The sequence below is a fragment of the Photorhabdus tasmaniensis genome, assembly GCF_011189505.1.
GTDB classification, from domain to species: domain Bacteria; phylum Pseudomonadota; class Gammaproteobacteria; order Enterobacterales; family Enterobacteriaceae; genus Photorhabdus; species Photorhabdus tasmaniensis.
This window is the reverse complement of the sequence record NZ_PUJU01000014.1, coordinates 36,147-56,598: the sequence shown is the minus strand read 5'-3', so window position 1 is coordinate 56,598 and position 20,452 is coordinate 36,147. Positions and strand designations below refer to the sequence as shown.

Annotated in this window: 15 protein-coding genes; 1 reads left to right on the top strand and 14 read right to left on the bottom strand. The window is 44.3% G+C overall.

The genetic code is table 11. The features are described from left to right. Positions 1-693: 693 nt before the first annotated feature. From flhA to C5471_RS08625, 8 genes are all read right to left on the bottom strand, one after another. Positions 694-2,775 carry a flagellar biosynthesis protein FlhA gene (flhA, locus tag C5471_RS08660; RefSeq protein WP_133815906.1) on the bottom strand — a complete coding sequence of 694 codons (2,082 nt, stop codon included), beginning with the start codon at positions 2,773-2,775 and terminating at the stop codon, positions 694-696. Then, the gene (gene flhB / locus C5471_RS08655; protein WP_133815907.1) at positions 2,768-3,919 is read right to left on the bottom strand and encodes a flagellar biosynthesis protein FlhB; all 1,152 of its coding nucleotides are present in this window, start codon (positions 3,917-3,919) and stop codon (positions 2,768-2,770) included. Before flhB ends, flhA begins: the two co-directional genes overlap by 8 nt. Before the next feature lie 252 nt (positions 3,920-4,171). Next, positions 4,172-4,396: a hypothetical protein gene (locus C5471_RS08650; protein WP_207627263.1), complete on the bottom strand. Its 225-nt coding sequence runs from the start codon at positions 4,394-4,396 to the stop codon at positions 4,172-4,174. A gap of 42 nt (positions 4,397-4,438) precedes the next feature. Further along, on the bottom strand, positions 4,439-4,591 hold the full coding sequence (locus C5471_RS08645; protein ID WP_133815908.1) for an ATP-binding cassette domain-containing protein: 153 nt from the start codon (positions 4,589-4,591) through the stop codon (positions 4,439-4,441). 81 nt (positions 4,592-4,672) lie between these two features. Then, a complete protein-coding gene (locus tag C5471_RS08640) occupies positions 4,673-5,074 on the bottom strand; it encodes a DUF2599 domain-containing protein (RefSeq protein ID WP_133815909.1) in 402 nt (133 codons plus the stop codon). 704 nt (positions 5,075-5,778) lie between these two features. Continuing rightward, complete coding sequence (locus C5471_RS08635; protein WP_133815910.1) at positions 5,779-7,629, bottom strand: type I polyketide synthase; 1,851 nt, start codon at positions 7,627-7,629, stop codon at positions 5,779-5,781. Further along, entirely contained in the window at positions 7,622-9,136 is a 1,515-nt protein-coding gene (locus tag C5471_RS08630; RefSeq protein WP_133815911.1) for a biotin/lipoyl-containing protein, read from the bottom strand. Before C5471_RS08630 ends, C5471_RS08635 begins: the two co-directional genes overlap by 8 nt. A 9-nt stretch (positions 9,137-9,145) precedes the next feature. Continuing rightward, a complete protein-coding gene (locus C5471_RS08625) occupies positions 9,146-11,143 on the bottom strand; it encodes a thiamine pyrophosphate-dependent enzyme (RefSeq protein WP_133815912.1) in 1,998 nt (665 codons plus the stop codon). Positions 11,144-12,363: 1,220 nt separating this feature from the next. Between C5471_RS08625 and C5471_RS08620 the strand changes: the two genes are divergently transcribed. Continuing rightward, positions 12,364-13,773: a carbohydrate porin gene (locus tag C5471_RS08620; RefSeq protein WP_133815913.1), complete on the top strand. Its 1,410-nt coding sequence runs from the start codon at positions 12,364-12,366 to the stop codon at positions 13,771-13,773. A 112-nt stretch (positions 13,774-13,885) separates the two neighbouring features. Here the strand turns inward: C5471_RS08620 and cheZ are convergent, their stop codons facing one another. From cheZ to C5471_RS08590, 6 genes are all read right to left on the bottom strand, one after another. Further along, entirely contained in the window at positions 13,886-14,536 is a 651-nt protein-coding gene (gene cheZ, locus C5471_RS08615; protein WP_133815914.1) for a protein phosphatase CheZ, read from the bottom strand. Between the two features lie 9 nt (positions 14,537-14,545). Further along, the gene (gene cheY / locus C5471_RS08610; protein ID WP_133815915.1) at positions 14,546-14,935 is read right to left on the bottom strand and encodes a chemotaxis response regulator CheY; all 390 of its coding nucleotides are present in this window, start codon (positions 14,933-14,935) and stop codon (positions 14,546-14,548) included. Positions 14,936-15,005: 70 nt separating this feature from the next. Beyond that, positions 15,006-16,058, bottom strand: coding sequence for a protein-glutamate methylesterase/protein-glutamine glutaminase (locus C5471_RS08605; protein WP_133815916.1), 1,053 nt, complete (start codon positions 16,056-16,058; stop codon positions 15,006-15,008). Continuing rightward, entirely contained in the window at positions 16,051-16,938 is an 888-nt protein-coding gene (gene cheR / locus C5471_RS08600; RefSeq protein ID WP_133815917.1) for a protein-glutamate O-methyltransferase CheR, read from the bottom strand. Before cheR ends, C5471_RS08605 begins: the two co-directional genes overlap by 8 nt. A 6-nt stretch (positions 16,939-16,944) precedes the next feature. Beyond that, complete coding sequence (locus C5471_RS08595) at positions 16,945-18,579, bottom strand: methyl-accepting chemotaxis protein (RefSeq protein ID WP_133815918.1); 1,635 nt, start codon at positions 18,577-18,579, stop codon at positions 16,945-16,947. 53 nt (positions 18,580-18,632) lie between these two features. Next, entirely contained in the window at positions 18,633-20,324 is a 1,692-nt protein-coding gene (locus C5471_RS08590) for a methyl-accepting chemotaxis protein (RefSeq protein ID WP_133815919.1), read from the bottom strand. Positions 20,325-20,452 lie beyond the last annotated feature (128 nt).

Sequence of the window (20,452 nt, the reverse complement as noted above, 5' to 3'; positions counted from 1 at the left end):
GTAAATAAATAACATATAGATCAATCTATTTATGTTTAAATTTATATCAAGATGAAAAAATCAATATAAATATAAATATAAATATATGATTAAATAAACAATTATCTTAAACTCAAATTAATTTATTAGAATTTTATTCCGCTATAATAACACCTATACCATTTATCTCAACAACTGCACTATGGATTGATTTGCTAATATTTTACAAAGAGCATCTAATGTCTTGGATTCTTCTGTTACCCAACTCATACAGCACCAATAAATATTTATATAATCAATATGTTAGATCAGACCCTTGGACTTTTGTGTAATCTTAAAGAGATTAATATCAACGATGACTTCATATATACTATATGGCACACTTAAATATGATATTCATTGAGGTCGATATTTTACTGAGGACTGTAAGGCGTTATTAATTGACGATAAACATCGCGAGTTTCAGTAATATTTTGCATATAATCCTATTGATATAGATGTTATTTTATAAAAAATACACAAAGGACGATCTGGGTGAATCAGAGAGGAAAATCCTGAGAGACTTAAATGAGGTTTACTTCATAAACTACGGTTTTTATTTTTAACCAATCTGCTCCGGCAGGTTTTTGATGACTAAAAACGACCATTACTGTCGAGAGATGACTATAGCAAGCCATTTTGGGAATAAAATGGCCTGCTATTTTATTGATATATCTATCCGTTACCACCAATAGTTGCCGTCATTCGAATTTGACGGTTATCGCTGATTTCAAGATTAGATAAAACCACTAATTGCGGCAAAGTTCTACGCAAGAAACGCGATAATAACGGGCGTAATGCGTGATTAACCAACAATACCGGAGGAGCACCCAACATTTCCTGACGTTGCAGTGCTTCCGTTGCCTGCCCTTGCAGATTATCCGCCAATCCCGGCTCCAAACCACCACCGTTTTGCAACGCCTGAATTAATACGCGCTCAAGACCGGCATCTAAGCCAATAACCTGAATCTCCTTCGCTCCCGGGAACCACTGTTGAGCAATCGCCCGGCCAAGCGCGATTCTGACCACAGATGTCAGTTCATAAGGATCAGTTTGTCCTGGAGCATGTTCAGCCAGTGTCTCAATAATTGTCCGCATATCCCGGATCGGCACTTGTTCGGACAGCAGGTTTTGCAGAACCTTATGCAAGGTTGTCAAACTGACGATATCGGGGATAAAGTCTTCGGTCAGTTTAGGCATCTCCTGACTGACGCGTTCAAACAGTTGTTGAGCTTCCTGGCGGCCAAATAACTCATTAGCATATTGCGTCAACAGATGATTCATATGGGTAGCCACAACCGTACTGGCAGCAACCACGGTATAACCCTGAACCTGCGCCTGTTCTCTGAGGCTATCATCAATCCAAACCGCAGACAGTCCAAAAGCCGGATCTTTGGTGATATCACCTTGCAATTCCCCTACGGCACCGCCAGGGTTTATTGCCAGCCAGCGGCCCGGATGCGCTTCACCGCGACCAATTTCTACGCCTTTCATTAGAATACGATAACCAGCCGGAGCCAGTTCAAGGTTGTCACGAATATGAACCACCGGGGGTAAATATCCCATCTCCTGAGCAAATTTCTTCCGAATACCACTGATTCGCCCCAGTAATTCGCCATTTTGACGGAAATCAACCATCGGGATCAGGCGATATCCCACTTCCATTCCCAGCGGATCTTCAAGCTGAACATCAGACCATGAAGCTTCTGATGCCTGCTGTTGCTCTTCCACTTTTGGTTTTTCCGCATTCATCACCGGGCCATCAGCACGGCGATAGAGATACCAGCCAAGACCTGCTAACGCCGCAGTGAACAGCAGGAAAACAAAATTGGGCATTCCCGGAACCATGCCCAATAATCCGAGAACCCCCGCACTCAACATCAACACACGGGGATTATCGAATAGTTGAGTCACCATCTGCTGACCAACATCCTGATCCGTCGCCACGCGGGTAACAATCACACCAGCCGCAGTCGAAATAATCAGGGCAGGTAACTGCGCCACCAGGCCATCACCAATGGTTAACAGGGTATAAACCTCCGCCGCATCCCCCAGACTCATGCCATGCTGGGCCACACCAACGATTAAGCCGCCGACGACGTTGATAACCAAGATCATTAATCCGGCAATCGCATCGCCGCGCACAAACTTACTGGCGCCATCCATCGAACCATAGAAATCCGATTCCTGCGTCACTTCCGCACGGCGTTTCTTCGCTTCCTCCTCACCGATCAATCCGGCATTCAGGTCAGCGTCAATCGCCATCTGTTTACCTGGCATACCATCCAGCACAAAACGGGCACCAACTTCGGCAATACGCCCTGCACCTTTGGTAATCACCATAAAGTTAATCAATACTAGGATAATAAAAACCACAATACCAATGGCGAAATTACCGCCAACCAGAAAGTGACCAAATGCTTCTACAACGTGGCCCGCCGCCGCAGAGCCGGTATGCCCTTCCAATAAAATGATACGGGTTGAAGCCACGTTAAGAGACAAACGCAGTAAAGTTGAGAACAACAGTATTGTCGGGAATGCAGCAAAATCCAGAGTACGTCGGGTAAACATCGCCACCAGCAATACCATAATTGATAGCGCGATATTAAACGTAAACAGCAAATCCAGCATGAATGGCGGCAACGGCAGTACCATCATCGATAAAATCATGAGGATCAATACCGGCCCGGCAAGAATTTGCCATTGCGAACCTTTCATATTGCCCGGTAAACGAAGTATAGAGGCCAGATTAGCCATGACGATTATTTTCTCCAGCGAAATCCAGTGCTGGCGGCACTGGCAGATTTTCAGGTTTCTTCGGCTTCAAGCCGCCTTCCCGTTTCCAACGTTTCAATTGGTAGACCCAGGCAAGCACTTCCGCTACCGCCGCATAAAGTGTCGCGGGGATATGTCCCCCAACTTCACTATGGCGATAAAGCGCCCTGGCAAGTGGCGGCGCCTCAAGTAATGGAATGCGGTTTTCTGTACCTATTTCTTTAATCCGCAATGCAATGATCCCCGCCCCTTTCGCCAATACCCTTGGCGCACTCATCGCTTTGTCGTCATATTTCAGGGCGACAGCATAGTGAGTTGGGTTAGTGACAATCACATCCGCTTTCGGTACATCCGCCATCATACGCTGACGGGCAGCTGCCCGTTGTTGTTGACGGATACGCGCTTTAACATGTGGATCCCCCTCTTGTTCTTTAAATTCATCCTTTATTTCCTGTCGAGTCATTCTCAGTTTTTTCAGATGGCTGTATATCTGGTACACGACATCGAAAGCTACCATCGGTATCAACATGAAAACCACCACATAACCGGCGAATACCAGCATTTGCATTGCATCATCCAGCGCCAGCAGAGGTGGTTGCGCGATCAGCCGTAACATGGCAGGCCAGTTCATCCAAAGAAATAAAGCAGCGCCAATTCCGACAAATCCTGCTTTAAGTAACGCTTTGAATAATTCAGCTAACGCATTCATTGAAAAAATACGTTTCAGACCAGAAATAGGATTCAATTTTTTCGTATCAAATTTGATGGATTTTGTACTGAATACTAATCCACCCAATAGCGCCGGAGCACTTAACGCAACAAACACTAATCCGGCAAAAACCGGCAACAAAGCCCAAACAGCTTGCCGGAGCAACCTGCCAATCTGCTGAACCATCTGCTTATCATTGCTGACCATGCGGTGATCGAAGTTAAAACCTTCAAACACCATCAGCGACAATTCATGAGTGATTGATTGACCGCTCATCCAGAGCAAACTCAGGCCACTGGTCAGCATCAATATGGAACTCAGCTCTCTGGAGCGAGCTATCTGCCCCTCTTTCCGGGCTTTTTCCCGTTTATGGGGCGTGGGTTCTTCTGTTTTCTCAAGATCGCTATCTTCAGCCACGGCTTTCCTTGTCAGCGTCTAAAACGTTGTCGGTCAGAAAATATGGAATTAAATAACTGCTAGCATGACAAAAGAGAAAAAATTCGATGGCTGGAACAATGAGAAATTTGGCGGGGTATTTGTGGGATCAAGACAAATGACAAGACTAGTTCAAAGCAATGACGATCTCATTTGGATAAAATATTTCGTATTATCGCTCCGGTAATAAGATCCTGTTTGCGGTGATGCTCTTAATGAAGCCGTTTCTATTTATCAACTATGAGTAACGATTTTCGGGAGTTTTATCTCATGTAATATCCCTGCTTTCTCAATAAAAGTATCATCATGAGATACCAACACGATAGCTCCGGTATAATGACATAGCGCCTGCTGTAGCAACTCTCTGGATTCAATATCCAAATGGTTATCAGGTTCATCCAACAATAAAAGGGCGGGTGCAACAGCGCAAGACGTGTCCGGTATTGATCTTCCCGCCACCCTGGAGACTGTATTTGAAAGTTATACAGCGCCGACTGCGATTTATCGAGAAAAGAAAAGTGTTGATCCATCAGGCGTTGTGATGGTGTGTTCTCCCTGAACCGGAGCGATTTTACCCGCCATTAATTTTAACAACGTTGATTTTCCACAGCCGTTTTCACCCGCGATAGCAATTCTATCAACATTTTTCATCATGAAAAAAAACAAACCCCGTTCTTTTCAACGAGGTTTGTCAGCGGTCTGAGAAGCTGATTCAGCTCCTTTTTTACTACGATATTATTGTGGATTGCAACCAGCTTTTTTCGTTGCCGCATACCCCACATATTTACGGTAAGGATCGAGATTCCATTTATCTTTTTTACTGGCAATATCCACGTGGCAGTCGAACTGATTACGCATACCTTTCGTATTGTACCAGTATTTGCTCTTCCCGAACTTATGCTTCAGTTCCTCAAATGCCTTTTCCTTTGCCTTTGCCTTACCGGTTTTACTTAAGCGAATATTGCGACCACATTTGGTTGGCACAACCGCCAGGGTCATTTTGTCAAAGCGCTTTATCCACGTACCCGATTTAATATACGGCCCTTGGTGGCAGTTAGAGTGCCCATAGTCCGCGCTCGCAGGGAAAACAGCCATGCCGAAGAATAACACCAACAATAAAAACCCTATTCTTTTCATATCACCTCCTTAAACGGCCCATAAATAGTGGCCAATGTGCTTGCCCAGTTATGATACTGCAAAATATTTTTTTTACCATGTATACGTTAAATTCAGTACAAATATAGATTTATGATGGGTAGGTTTTTAACCTTTGATTAAAACTTGCATAATAAAGTTTTAACCGTTGTTTTTACTGTTTTTAACACTTGGTTTTTATTAAGTTTAATCATCATGATACATTGTGTTTTACGTTTAACCAATTCGCTTTTTATCTTTATTGGCGTTGTTTTACTGGCAAGTATGAAAAGTTTTTATCCGTCTTTTATCTTCATAAATCAATCCGTAAATAGCTTGGTGTATAAAGATATCCTGTTATGGTTTTTCGGATAACATCGTTGATAAATACATTAAACATGAAAGGGAATAAACCGTTTTTAGTTACTCTGTACCTTTTCAAAATCTGGCATTAATGGATACCCGCTTTTTATCCTCAGTTAACGGATCACCGAAAAAAAACAGTTTACCGTTCGATATCTATTTAAATGGTGTTTAAATAAATCGGTAAACTCATTTAATAACCGTCGCCGAAAAGCACGGAATACGCTATTTAAAATTTCCGATGAAGAGAAAACATTTCTCACTCTTTAAATGGGTTGGTTAATAGACCTGATAAATTCCCTGTTTTACAACAGGGAATTTAATGCGGAAAAGAGAGGCCCCAACTACGGTTTTTCAACCACAGACTCGTTGTTAGGTAACCAGTAACGCCGATGTTCAAAAGCATATTTGGGCAGTCGAATGCGTAACGGTTTCTGCCCGGAAGGCCAGCAAGTACGCCAATCTATATCCTGACCTTGTAACCATAAGAATCGAGAATCGTCCTCCGCCATATGAAGCCATTGATCTTCTTTAGTTGCAGCAGACGAAGCAAAATCACGGAGTTGGTTCAGGAGATCCTGCCGTGATGTTGCAACAAACAATGCCCGCTGGGGGAGCGCCGCCCTGCCAAACTGCAATGTCCAACTAACCGCTTGCAGATCGATGTTTTCATCGCTCTCAATAAAATCTCCCAGCATAACCACCATTTTTTGCAACGAGGCCTGGCTATTGGCCGCGATAGGATAATAATATCTCTCCGAACTGGCTTTAATCTGTTGCTGAACTTTGGTCGGCGCCTCCTCCAAAATAACATGAGCGTTACTTCCACCCAATCCGAAAGAGCTGAGTCCAGCAAAACGTTTTTGCCCTGCATCCACCTGCCAGGCGTTTTCCTCTGTAGCCAGTTGTAAACGCGTGTCAACGCTATCAATTTCAGGGTTCAGACGCTGAAATGCTGCGCAAGGTACAATGGATTTATGCTGCAACATCAATAAAACTTTAACAATACCCGCTAACCCCGCAGCACCCTCTAAATGCCCAATATTGGCTTTTACTGAGCCAATATAGCAAGGCTGCAACATTTTTCCTGACTGACCATGGTTAAAGACTTCATTAAGTGCATTAAATTCAATTGGATCGCCCAGTGACGTTCCCGTACCGTGTGCTTCTAAATAACTGATTTGCTCCGCAGAGACTCCAGCCTGTTGCAAGCAATCATTGACTAATGCAATCTGCTGCTCAGGGTTAGGTGAAGTCAGTGAGTTAGCACGCCCGCCATGATTTACCGCCGATGCCCGAACGTATCCATAAATAGGATCCTGATCCGCCAATGCCTGTTTTTGCGTTTTCAAAAACAGGCACACCGCGCCTTCACCACGGACAAAGCCATTGGCGTCCGCGTCAAAAACTCGGCAACAACCATCCTTAGATAACATTCCCGCCCGGTAATAAGCAGCCATGTTAAATGTGTTGCTTAACAAATTAATACTGCCAACTATCGCCTGCTGGCATTCCCCAGAACGCAATGAATTTACCGCCTGAGTCAGCGCCGTTAATCCACTTGAACACGCAGTGTCAATTTGCAAGCTAGGACCAACAAAGTTGTAATAAAATGACAACCTGTTTGCCAGCAGGCAATTCAGTGTTCCCGTCGTTGCATAAGCATTTGCCATTGCCATATCAGCTGCGACAAGTTCACGATAATCATTGCTGCACGAGCCAATAAAAACACCGGTTTTTGATCCCGAATAATTCAGCGGATTAGTACCGCTATCTTCTATCGCTTGCCAAGTCAGCTCCAATAGCATTCTCTGCTGCGGATCCATCATGGCGGCCACTCGCGGAGAAATACCAAAGAATGGCGCATCAAAACCATCAATATTATTCAGCAACCCAGCTTTTAATGCTTTTTTAGGCAGCGGAATAATGTAAGGTTTTCCAGACGCAAGCCGCTGCTCCGGGATCTCTTCTATCACACTGCGTCCAGATCTGATGATCTCCCACATTTGCTCCGGGGAATCTTCCGCGCCAGGTAGTCGGAAGGCCATGCCCACAATAGCAATAGGCATCTGTTTCGTATCACCTGAACTGTTTACTGATGGAGTCATGGAGCTTAAATGCTCCAGCAAGGCGGATTTAGCTATCCGCTGTTCCTCCGGGCTTAGTGAATGATATATGTGATACAGATTATCCATGCTTACCTCCCTCTATGAGGCGCTGCAATCCTAATGCTGCTTCACCATCAAGACAACGCACCGCATTAATAAAGTCATCTAAAGAATGTTTCTTCTCGGCCACTTCAGTTCTGGAAATGTCAAGATACTCAATCAACCGATGCGGTGAGCTATAACGCCAGAACAGCGTGGGCGATAATTTTCGGCGAAAACGTACTGACATCAGCTCCGCAAGTTTTACCGCTTTCAGCGAATCAATACCCAAATCAGCCCAGGTGCGTTGCATCATTGATTCAGTAAAATCCTCGTCCCAATTCAGGAAGTCAGCCAGGAGTGTGCGTAACTGCCCAGCAACCGGTTTAGCGGATTGACCTTCCATCTGATGTGCGACAGATTGCGGCCCAGACAGAACGCGAACTTCAGCAGCAATCTCTGTAAGAAATTCAGCCGCTTCTACCCCATTTAGCAAATAGTGGTTGAATGCCAGAACGAGGTTCATTTCTTTGTTGTGCGGAGCACCGATGAATAATGTTGACTGAGATGGGGGCACGATAAGCGGTACAGCCGAGGTAGCTCCATCGCTGCCGGTATACGAGATCATCATGGGAACATCTATATCAACGGGCACTTTTTGAGCATCAGGATCAAGTACGCTATTTAGATGTTGCCTGAACTCGAAAAAGCCCATGACCTGTGTTCCCGCCACTTTTAATGAACTCAAGTCACCTTTTTCATCCAGAAAAGCAATACCCAGATTGATATCGGTATAAGTATGATAACGTTCCTGATCCAGCGGCCTTGAGCGCAGCATCGGGAATTTTTTCAGCGCCTGAGAAACTGCGTAAGTGATTACCTGAAACGGCGTTATCCACTCTTGCTGCCCGGAGTTCTCAGTTAGATGACGAATGGCGTTATCAACCAGCTCAATCGACAGTGGTTTAGCTGCCCAACAAGGTTGTACCGTACCGCTATTCAGCCGTAACGCACGATTAAGGCGCTGCTGATCTTTTGACAGAAAACCAATATTGTCATCTTCGAAATGGTCATTTCCCGGCGATTTGGTTTCGCTGTGCTTCAGGTAGTCATCAATGTGGCTGGGCAATAATGTCCCGTATTTTTCCACCAGTTGACTCAGAATGTGAGGCTCAATTTGGTGTTCTTGTGCATACAGACGGGTTTTAGGCGGAATACGCGCAGGAGCAGCAGATACCTCTGGAGCAGCCTCCACTTTTTCCACGCTAACGGGCGGAGGCGTCAACTCTTCACTGACAGGGGAAGGCTCTGCCAACTCACCGACAGCTCTGATGACCGCAATAGGCGATCCAACAGGGATAATATCATTTTCCGCAGCCAGCCATTTTTCCAAGATCCCCTCAACATCAGATTCAATGGTAAAAGCGGCCTTATCCGTCTCCATTTCATAAACAGGTTCATCACGCTTGACATGATCTCCCACCTGCTTAAGTAATTGGGTAATGACGACTTCAGTGGTTCCTTCTCCCATCGGGGGAATAAGCAACTGTGCCATAAGTTCTCCTTAGCTCATTACCGCATATACGGAGGCCAAAATGTCATCCGTGCCGGGCAAAACAGCTTTCTCTAAACAAGGATTAAAAGGAATATGAATATCTTCACGCGTCACCAGGCGCGGAGGTGCCAGTAAGGAGAAGAAATTGTCATTCTCATCCAAAAGGTCAGCAATAATGGATGCACCAACACTGGCTGTCCGGGTATCCTCTTGTACAACGATAAGCCGCCCGGTTTTGCGCAAAGATTCCGCAATCCGTTGTTTATCCCAAGGTACCAGACTACGTAATTCAATCACTTCAATGTCAATATTGTTTTTTTCCGCCTGAAGCGCAGCCATAGTCGCCAGTTGAACAGTATTTCCCCAAGCAACCAGCGTAATATCCTTTCCTGCCCTGACGATATTTGCCTGACCAAGAGGCACTGGATTCACCTGCCGGCGCTCATGACGCTCTCTCATCAGGTGTTTAGGGATCAGGATCAGACTCGGCATATCCAGACTTAACGCTGTACGGAACAACCCAATAGTGTCGGCGGGTGTCGTTGGAACAAGCACATTAATACCGGGAATATGCGCTAAGATACCGTCTGAGCTCTGGCTGTGCCATATACCGCCTCCTGGGAGATAAGCGCCATAAGGCGCATATATCACCACCGGACAGCGCCATTTCCCCACCGTTCTCCAACTTAAAGTGCCAAGTTGTGACTGTAACTGGTTGAGGCCCAACCCAACAAAATCGATAAATTGCAGTTCAACAATCGGACGCCAACCACAAGCGGACAACCCAACAGATGAGCCAATAATCGTGGCTTCAGAAAGGGGGGCATTAATAACACGATCAGGATAACGGGTGGATAAACCGCGGGTGAAACCAAAAACACCACCTTTAGGATCCTGAATGTCCTCACCAAATAACAGCACATTCGGATGCTGACTCAACGCCTCATCCAAAACCTGATTGACGGCTTTAACCTGTGTCTCTTCGGCTTCCATCTCAACATGTACGACAGGAGCCCCCTGACGATTGCACAAATAGGTACTTACACTTTCAGGATCAGGCTCTTCCTCGTGATAAACACGCTCAAATATTTCTGCGACATCAGCTTTAATGCTCTCTTTTTGTTCAGCCAACGCCTGCTCACTAAGCGCCCCCTTTTCCTTTAAATAGGCGACATAATTTTCAATAGGATCCTGTAGTGCCTCCAGTTCATCCTGGGTACGGTACAGTTTGTGAGAATCTGAATTGGAATGAGAATCTAACCGATCCATACGACAAACCAATATGCAAGGAGTTCGCTCAAATCGCGCCTTATTGAATACCTCCTGTGCAACAGGAAACAGGATTTCCGGCCTACGGGCATCAACCCGACGAATCAAGCACTCGTTAAAAATTCCCAATCGATACGGTGCCATTGCCTCTGTTGATGTACTAATGCCTAATTTATTATCGGAAACCACAAAAACTACGGGCAAACGCCTTTCAACCGCAAAGCTGACCGCTTCATAAAATTCTCCCTGCCGAGTTGCTGCATCGCCGACACCACACACGACAAGCCCATTTTTATTGTCCAACGCACTTGCCCAGGCGGCTCCAGCGGCGGGAATACATTGGGTTCCGGTCAAGCTGACTACTGAAAAGATATTGTTCTCTTTGTCACAAAAATGGTTGGACATGGTCCGGCCAGCTGAGTGAGAAGTGGCTTTTCCCATCAATTCTCTTGCCATTTCAACAGTAGACATACCACGCGCTAAGACTAATGCCCGATCACGATAGTAAGGAACCAGCATATCATCCTTTCGCATCAGCTGCGGCAACACTGCCAGCCCTTCATGTCCAGCAGCCGACACATGGAACCAAGCACGGCCCTGTCGCGTCACTAACGCACTACGATTATCAATTTCCCGTGACAGCAGCATGTCATAAAGTAACTTTTGCTCATCCAGACAATTATCCATTGAAGGGCTGTGTTCCTTAAGAGGTACTTCATTGATCTGTACATCTATCACTCTCTTTTTCCTCACAAATAGTTAACGTGGTAGTTGTCGTTATTGCGTTTAGTGCCTAATTAAAGAAGCAAACTCGGGGTAGTCCCCTATCATAACTGCCTGAGAGACTATAAGATCCCGATAAAGAAGTGAACACGGGTAATCCCACCACACGGATTGCGAAAGATGGCGATATGTGGTCACAATTTTTAATAAAATTTATGCGCCTGACGTGGTGAGTAAGATTATCTCCATGACGATGAATAGCTTTGACTGTCGCAGTGTTTCCCGAATTCTGAGCATTGTCCTGAACACAATGTAATACCATTTAAAAAACTCCAACCGATGAACAATAGCCATTCGCTAAGAGCGGAGCCAATAAACACCAGCATTTCCATGATTACGTTACGATTAAAAAAACAGGTTTTTACCTATATCTTTGAATCCTGCAATGATTAAGATACTGGAACCATTACTTTGCTAAATCATTTTAATCATCAAATCATTCCGACAAGCTCTTCGTTAAGGTATTCTTATATTTAACCAAAACATAGATCCAATAATAGCACCCATTATATCAATCGAACTTAAGACTTTATGCTCACATCAAAATTCATTATATTTTGTGATGAATGTCAATAATGACCTCACTGTATCGAATAATACATCACGTTGAAATTATAAAATCACACCGCATTAATCGTGATATTTTACAAAAAGTTAGTTTATTATCTCTTATGTTTTATCATAAAAGAATCTGTCGTAATAGAGGGAGTGATCACAAAAAGGCACTGATGTCATTTAACAATTTGATTTAGTTAAATTTATGATATCTGATGTCGTGGGTGCCATCATGCAATGAATGGCATATCAACATATAAAAATGTATTTCGCAACCATTTGAATATACTATCAATCATTTAAATGGTAAATAATAAAACAAAATATAATTTCAAATGGTTTTATTTAAATAAATTTATATTTTCAACAGGTATAGATTACTTCTATAATAATGGAATCAAATACATCCTACTTTATCCCTATGTTAACAAGTTATATTGCCGCGCCAAATACACTTGATTAATATCTTAAAGCCCTTTAGGATTTTCGACTTATGGCGATTTTTACTAATAAGTAATTGATTACCATCAGCTAACTTAACTCAATTATCTTTTAGCCTAAAAACCAGTTTAACGATGTTATAGAGAATAATGACTAAATATCCCAAAGGATAGAGTATCATGAAGAACCTTCATTATCTGATTGTCACACCAGGATTAATCTTTTCAACCTCTGCCTTTACTTCACCCGCTACCAGCATCGAAGCACGTCTTGACGCACTAGAGCAACGGCTGCAACAGGCAGAACAACGCGCCACCCAAGCCGAAGCACGAGCCACAGCCGCCGAGCAACGCGCACAACTTCTGGAGAAACACACCAGCGAAACCGCTCAAGGCATTGTACAGGTAGCACAACAACCCACTCGCTCACTAGAAAATAACGCTTCATCAACCCGTAATTTACAACTGAACAACTTCGGTGATCTCAAACTGTATGGCGATGTAGAATTCAATCTCGACAGCACCAGCCGAAGCGGTCAGCTTACTTCATTGAAAACCAATGAAAACAAAAACTGGAAACCCGGCGACAAAGAACGTTGGAATATTAATGGCCGCATATTAATTGGACTGGACGGTTACCGTCGCAACCAGAACGGCGACTTCGCCGGTTTCAGTGTGCAACCATTAGCAGACATGACCGGCAAAATGAATCTTGACGACGCTGCTTTCTTCTTCGGCAATGAGAAAAACTGGCAGGCCAAAATTGGGCGTTTCGAAGCCTACGATATGTTTCCACTCAACCAGGACACCTTTATTCAGTACTCCGGCAATACGGCCAACGATTTGTATGCCGATGGTTTCGGTTATATCTATATGTTGAAAGAAGGACGTGGCCGCAGTAACAATGGCGGCAACCTGATGTTAAGCAAACACATCGGCAACTGGTATTTCGAACTCAACACACTGCTCGAAGATGGTACTTCGCTATTCCAGGATAATACCTACCATGGTAATACACTGGATAATAAGAAAAATGTTGCTTATCTACGGCCCGTAGCAGCCTGGAAAAAAGATCAGTTCAGTGCAGCAATAGCGATGGAAAGTAATGTGGTCAACAACGCTTACGGCTATCAGAATGCCCAAGGGCAATGGATTGATCAATCCAGACGCAATGGCTACGGCATGACGCTGAGTTGGAACGGTCTGGTGGCCAATCCCGATGATGGCATTGTCGCTAACCTGAACACCGCCTATCTGGATGCTTCAGGTGAACAAAACTTCACCGCCGGAATCAATGTCACATGGCACCGCTTCGAACTGGGCTATATCTATGCCCACAACAATATCAAAGAATTCAACACTGACGATATAACGGCACATATCAACCATCCTTTCAGTGAGCCGGGCAAATACGACATCCGCACCATCCATATGTCATATCTGATCCCTGACATCATGAATATGCAGAATTTTAATCTCTATCTTGGCGCTTATGTCTCTATGCTGGAGGCCGATGCTGACAACAAAATCGCCAACAGTAACAACGATCAGCGCTACGGTGCACGCGCCAGATTCAAATATCTTTTCTGATGCGGGTTAATTGATTCTCGCCGTTATTCACCCACAGCGATATTTTTGCTTATTAAAGGACTTTACAGGAAGCCTTTAATCCTGAGTGGCAGGCTCACCCTGCCACTTTTATTCAGAAACCTAAGCTATCCAGTAGATCATCAACCTGGGCCTGATTAGCGATAACACCCACGCCATTTTGATTCACCTGCGGACCATTTAACAAGCTATCAGCCTCTTTTTTCGATTTCGCTACTTGATCTGCGGGTATGTTTTCCATCAATACCATTACTAACTGTTTTTCTATTTCCTGAATAACATCCATCATCCGCTTGATAACCTGACCGGTAAGATCCTGAAAGTCCTGTGCCATCATGATCTCCAGCAATTTAGCGTTAGTGAAAGCAGTGTGCTCAGGTACAGTATTAAGGTAATTCCGGGTATCCGTAACCAATGAGCGAGCCACAGGTAATTCAACTGGATTTTCAAACCACTCATCCCAACGTTTGGTCAGTGAAATTGCCGACGATTCCAACTCATTCTGACGAGGTTGCGCCGCCTCAACACAGTTAAGCGCCCTCTCGGCTGCCTGCGCGGTCATCTGCACAACATAGTCCAGACGTTCTCTTGCATCAGGTATTGCCTCAGCCGCCTGAGCGATCGTTTGATCCAATCCCAGTTCACGTAAACTATCACGCAGCATACGCGTAAGCTGACCAATCCGGCTGATAATTTCACTGGTGCTAATGGTCTCACCTCTGGGCATGACTGGATTTACACTCATTATGTCTCCTTAGAGGCCCAATTTTTCAAATATTTTATTGAGCTTCTCTTCCAGAATAGCTGCGGTAAAAGGTTTAACAACATAACCACTCGCCCCAGCCTGCGCGGCGGCAATGATATTTTCCTTCTTCGCTTCCGCTGTCACCATCAAAACGGGTATCTTAGCCAATTGCGCATCTTCACGAATCACTTTTAACAACTCCAGACCATCCATATTAGGCATATTCCAGTCAGAGATAATAAAGTCAAATTGAGATGAGCGAATCTTAGTCAGGGCTTCCGTCCCATCCTGAGCTTCTTCTACATTATTAAAACCCAATTCTTTTAAAAGGTTACGAACAATGCGACGCATGGTTGAAAAATCATCAACCACCAGAAATTTAAGATCCTTATTCGCCATAAAAACTCCTTGAAATTATTTACCAGTCAGCACAGAGCCGCTTAAAAAAATTAAATTTATCCGCCAGCCGTTAAATACGGACAGACTGCCCCGAGCTTATTTTTGCCAGCATTCTCTTGCTCATTTTGAGGATATCCATGACTTCATCCACCGCCCCCATTTGTATTGCAGCTCTTGGCATACCAAACACCACGCAACTCGCCTCATCCTGTGCCAATGTGTACGCTCCGGCTTGCTTCATCTCCAGCAAACCCGCCGCCCCGTCGCTGCCCATTCCTGTCAGTAATACACCAACAGCATTTCTTCCAGCAAATTTAGCTACTGACCGGAACAACACATCCACAGACGGACGATGGCGATTAACAGCCGGTACATCGGTTATCAGAACCTGATAATCAGCACCATTACGGCACAATTCCATATGGCGATCACCTGGAGCAATGTATGCGTGCCCTGGCAAAATCCGTTCACCGTTTTCGGCCTCTTTTACTGTAATTTGGCTAAGTTTATTCAGTCGTTCAGCAAAAGAACGGGTAAAACCCGGAGGCATATGTTGCGTAATCAGTAGTGCCGGGCTGGTTACCGGCAACGGTTGCAACAAATTCTTTATCGCTTCCGTTCCGCCAGTAGATGCACCTACTGCAATCAGTTTTTCGCTGGATAACAGAGGTTTAAAACTTAAAGGAGCAGAGTTTACCAATGTGGTTGTTTGCACCGATAATTTAGCCTGTGCCGCCGTCCGCACTTTCTCCGCAATAAGCTCACTGTAAGCCAGCATTCCTTCACGAATACCTAATTGAGGTTTGGTGACAAAATCAACGGCCCCAAGCTCCAATGCCCTTAATGTGATTTCAGAGCCTTTGGCAGTCAGAGAAGAAACCATAACCACAGGCATTGGCCGTAAACGCATTAATTTTTCCAAAAAATCAATGCCATCCATACGTGGCATTTCAACATCCAGTGTGAGTACTTGTGGATTATGTTTTTTAATCAGATCGCGTGCCACCAGTGGATCGGGGGCGCAAGCCACGACCTCCATATCCGAGTGGCTATTGATAATCTCTCGCATAATTTGGCGCATAAGCGCTGAATCATCGACACAAAGGACAGTTATCTTATTCATAACCTCTCCTTGCCCGACCTACACCGTAAACGGTCTGTCCTTGCAAGTAGAATTCCTGGCTTATTTGAGTGACATTTTCGGAATGCCCGGCAAAGAGCAACCCATCGGGTTTTAACAAAGTAATAAAATGGCGCAGTATCCGTTCCTGCGTATTTTTATCAAAATAAATCATTACGTTACGGCAAAAGATAGCATCAAATTTACCCTCAAGCGGCCAATTGGGGTCTAACAGGTTTAAATGCTGGAATGTCACCATGTCAGCAAGTTGTGGCCGGACACGGGCGTAACCTTCATAAGATCCCACACCTTTAAAAAAGTAACGTTTTCTCTGCTGGTCTGTCAGTTGGCGCAACTCATCCAGCCGATAAACACCTTTACGTGCCTTTTCCAGTACATTGGTATCAATATCACTGGCAATAATTTTTACCCGCTGAAAACGATGCCCCAATACATCACTCAGCGTCATTGCAATTGAATACGGCTCTTCCCCTGTAGATGCTGCCGCACTCCACACCCGGTACGAACTATCATTCTTACTTGCATGTTTAGCTAACAAAGGGAAATGATGCGCTTCCCTGAAAAAAGCCGTCAGGTTAGTCGTCAACGCATTGATAAATTCCTGCCACTCCTCACTATCAGTATTGTTCTCAAGAATGAACAGGTATTGCCCAAAATCACGTATTCCAAGCACTCGTAAACGCCGAATTAAACGGTTGTAGACCATCTCCCGTTTATGAGCAGCAAGCACAATGCCAGCACGTTGATATATAAACTGGCAGATGCGCTCAAAATGCGCATCTGACAGGGTATAACGCTGAATCATGTAATTCAGTGGCGAAGACGGCAAACTGGCCGCTGAAACAATTAAATTTGATTTCATCTGGCCTCAGCGAGTCTGACTGACCGCGCCTCCGCTATCCGCAGATCTCAGCGTAAGTAAAAGTTCATTCTCAAGTTTATTTCCTGAATTATCCGGTAATTCAAACTGTGCTACTGTCTTAACCAGAATATCGGCCTGATCTTCAAGTGCCGCCGCTGCCGCAGCTGACTGCTCAACCAATGCCGCGTTCTGCTGAGTAACTTGATCCATCTGTGTAACTGCTTGTGCCACCTGATGAATACCTCGACTTTGTTCATCGGATGCCGCAGCAATTTCGGCCATCAAATCTGTGACCCGGTTTACTGAGGCGACCAATTCATTCATGGTCTTCCCTGCATCACTGACCAATGCAGAACCTTGACTTACCCGCTGAACGGATTCACTAATTAATGTTTTAATCTCTTTTGCCGCTTCGGCGCTTCGTTGAGCGAGATCCCTGACTTCACCCGCAACAACAGAGAAACCACGGCCTTGCTCACCTGCCCGTGCAGCTTCTACTGCCGCATTGAGTGCCAGGATGTTAGTCTGAAATGCAATGCCATCAATAACGCTGATAATTGCACTGATCTTCTGTGAACTATTGGCAATTGCATCCATCGTTTCCACAACGTTCGTTGTCAGTTCACCACCTTTAGAGGCTGTTTTTGATGCAGATACGGCTAATTCACTGGCCTGACGGGCATTTTCAGCATTCTGTTTTACCGTTGCCGTCAGTTGTTCCATACTTGCGGCGGTTTCTTCCAGTGATGCCGCCTGCTCTTCCGTGCGGGAAGAGAGATCGGTATTACCCTGAGTAATTTCCTGAATACCGCTATACATCAGGTTAGTATTCTCTTTCACCGAAGTAATGGAACTCACCAGTGAACGTTGCATCTCACGTAATTTGAAGAATACTTCACCAATTTCATCATGGGTGAAAACAGAAACCTCTTTATTCAGTTTTCCTTCTGCAACATTCTGGAAGTGACTTCTCATATTAGCGAATGGTTTGAGCAGATTTCTTTTTAACCACCAATGGGCTGCCCAAGCAACTACCAGTACCATTAGGATCGCTCCTGCAAACATGGCAGTTGCAATTTGATAATAAAAGCGACCATCCTGAACGGCAGTCTTAATTTCTTCTCCGATATACTGCATATATTGGTTGAAATCAGATTCCAATTGCTGCTGATACTTTTCTGTTGGCTGGTTTAAAAATGCATCATAATTACCCTGCTCCAAGAAAGCAGAGAGTTCCCTGAGTGCATTGATATATTCCTTGTAGCTGGTTTCCACGGATGCCAGCAATACACTGCTGCTATCCTCTTCATTTAATTTAGGCAGCGCGATAAATTCCGCAAAATGCATCTCTGCCTTATCCAGCGTCTCCTTAACATTAGCAACCATACTGTCAATATGGGCTTCAGATTGTTGCAGCGTTTTTCCTACAGCGATTCTATTCAGTGTATTACGCGATTGCAGCAAAGCCGCCCAGCTCAATCCTAAAGTGTCTCTCTTCTGTGTTCCCAGATCAATCCGCTCAATATAAGTCTGGTCTGTGTGAATGATCCCAAGTGATAAACCACTTGAGATTATCTGCATCAGACAAAACATCATCAGTAACAGATATAAACTGGTTGATATACGAAGCCTGCCTAACATGTAATCACCTCGGTTAACGGCTGCATATGCAGCCGTGGTTATCACTTAGTGTTTTAAAATGTTTCCCAATTAGATTGTTCTTCCATATTGCTGACTTTCTTCAACTCGTGGGGATTCGATTTAGCAGGAAGAGTCTTAACCGCAGGTAAATGCTCAGTTTTCGCTTCTGGTTGAGACTTATCGTCAAGATTTGGTAACTGAAACAGAGAAACAAGTTTTTTCAATCCAGCCGCTTGATCTTCCAGTGCAGCCGCAGCCGCAGCTGATTGTTCAACTAAAGAAGCATTTTGCTGTGTTACACGATCCATTTCGGAGATAGCCAGGCCAACCTGAGTTATCCCTTTGCTTTGTTCATCAGATGCAGATGCAATTTCACCCATAATGTCAGTTACCCGGGTGACTGAACTGACAATATCGTTCATTGTTTCACCGGCACTTTCAACCAGGACAGAACCGGTATCCGCGCGGCTAACTGAATCTTCTATTAATGCTTTGATCTCTTTTGCTGCCTCAGCACTACGCTGTGCAAGATTACGGACTTCTCCTGCCACAACAGCGAAACCACGCCCATGTTCACCGGCACGTGCAGCTTCTACCGCAGCATTAAGCGCCAGAATGTTAGTCTGAAACGCTATAGCATCAATAACACTGGTAATATCGGAAATCTTTTGAGAACTGCCGGCAATTTCATGCATCGTCTGTACAACATTCGCCACGACTTTCCCACCCTGGCGGGCAATTTCAGAGGCGCTGTCAGCCAGGTTACTTGCTTGACGGGCATTTTCAGCATTCTGTTTTACCGTTGCCGTCAATTGCTCCATACTCGCTGCGGTTTCTTCCAAAGAAGCCACCTGTTCTTCAGTACGCGAAGAGAGATCATTATTCCCGGCAGCAATTTCACTGGTTCCGTTATAAATATTTTCACTGCTGTGACGAACACTACTAACCGTATTGATAAACTCTTTCTGCATATATTTCAGGCCAGTCGCTAACATGCTCATCTCGTTCTTGCCTGAAACAGTGATATTTTGTGTCAAATCACCGGTAGAAAGTGACTTAATATTCTCCAATAATTTGTTTAATGGGTTCAGCAAACTGTGCTTGATGCTAACCCAACTAAAAATCATCGCTGAAACTAGGATCAGTATGATAATACCCAGCATAATCACTGCATTTCTGTAGGATACACTCGCATCAAATACAACATCAGAATAGAGATGATCGTTTTGAGTCAGATAGAAGTTATATTCTTCCTCAAAAGCACTCTGATATTTGCCCGTTGGCTGATTAAAGAATTCCACCGCTCGATCATGTTCAATCAGGACAATGAGTTCATGAAGTGCTGAAATATAAACATCATAGGCTTTTTTTAGACGATTAAGGCTTTCTGATTCATGAATAGGCAATTTAGCCGTCTGTTCATATTGTTCAAAACGCTGCTCTGCTATAGACAAGTTACTTCTTGCATCAGTCAGCAACTGTTCCATCGTGTAATAATTGTCAACGCCCTCATCCTTCATCATGTACCGAATGCCAGCACGGTTTAGATTGTTACGAGCCTGTAGCAAATTAACCCAGGTGTCATTCAAAAATGTCTGCTGCTCACGCATCTTATCCAATATTTCTAGGTTTTCTTTATTACCTTTCAACTCATGGAAGAAAAGTCCCCCAGATATAAATTGCAGAGCACCAAATAATATGATGACCGCCATCAACCCGGTCACTATTTTCATTCGGTTAAACATGTTTTCCCTTTTTTACAATAGATAGATCAGCATGGCTCAGTTATCGGCACAATGAAAAGAAACTTTACTGGTCAACTCAAAGAAATTTGAATATTTTTTCTGATTGGGATCAACAAGGAATAGACAAA